Source organism: Alcanivorax sp. HI0044, assembly GCF_001634945.1.
Genome location: NZ_LWEZ01001551.1, coordinates 1 through 1077, shown reverse-complemented (window position 1 = coordinate 1077; position 1077 = coordinate 1). Strand labels below are relative to the sequence as shown.

The following is a 1077-nucleotide window of genomic DNA, read 5'->3' as shown; positions in this document are numbered from 1 at the left end:
AACTTCCCCGGTGGTGGCAGTAACGGTGGTGCTGCGCAAGTCGGTGGTGCAGCCGACCGTGGTGGCTCGGCCAATGTGGGTGGCAGTGCGTCAACCGGGGGCGCTGCCAGCGTGGGTGGTGGTGCAGATCGGGGCACCGCGGCCAAGCCGGCAAAACCGAATCGGAGCATCCGCAACAACTAATGGTGCACCTTAATGGTGCGTCCTGCCCTTCCTTCCCTTTAAACTCATCAATAGCAGGCTTTTACGCCTGTGCTGCAGGCCGCTGATACCCGCTTTGTCGGGCTGATCTACAGGTGGCCTGATAATTGCTTGTGCCCTGTTATGGGCCAATTTCTGATGGGTGACATTACGTTGCACAAACGACTACTGGATCACCTGCGTACCGCAGTGATCATGCTGGACGATGCCCTGTGCGTGCGCTACCTGAACCCGGCGGCGGAAATGCTGTTGGCGACCAGTACCAGCCGCGCCGTCGGCCAGCCTCTGCCCGGTTACTTTTTCGATGATGAAGAGGCGCGCCTCGCCATTCAGCAGTGCATTGATGATGAGCACCCCTTCACCCAGCGCGAAGCGAGGCTGTCGGTGGCGCCGGGCCATGAAATCATGGTGGATTATTCGGTCAGTCCGATTAACGAGCCGGGCCAGCCTTTGTGTCTGTTGATGGAAATGCAGTCGCTGGATCGCTTGCTGCGGATCAGTCGTGAAGAAGCACTGATCCATGCGCACCAGGCTACCCGGGCACTGGTGCGGGGTGTGGCCCATGAAATCAAGAATCCGCTGGGTGGCATCCGCGGTGCGGCCCAGTTGTTGGAGCGGGCGCTGCCTGATCCGGAGCTGACCGAGTATACCAAGGTCATTATCGATGAAGCCGACCGGCTGCGGTCGGTGGCAGATCGTATGCTCGGCCCGCGTAAGCCGCCGGAGTTCCGTGCCGTAAATGTGCACGAGTGCCTGGAGCATGTGCGCCAGTTGTTGCTGGCGGAATACCCCAAAGGCGTGGCGATCTGGCGCGATTACGACATCAGCTTGCCGGACGTGATCGCCGACCGGGACCAGCTGATTCAGGTATTACTG

At 60.2% G+C, this 1077-nt stretch carries 1 protein-coding gene and 1 pseudogene; both read left to right on the top strand.

The genetic code is table 11. The annotated features are described in order from the left end of the window. Positions 1-183, top strand: a pseudogene (locus A3730_RS32140) (DUF4124 domain-containing protein); the annotation flags it as partial. A gap of 141 nt (positions 184-324) precedes the next feature. Then, on the top strand, positions 325-1077 hold a 753-nt coding region (locus tag A3730_RS23470; protein ID WP_063539081.1), incomplete at its 3' end, for a nitrogen regulation protein NR(II).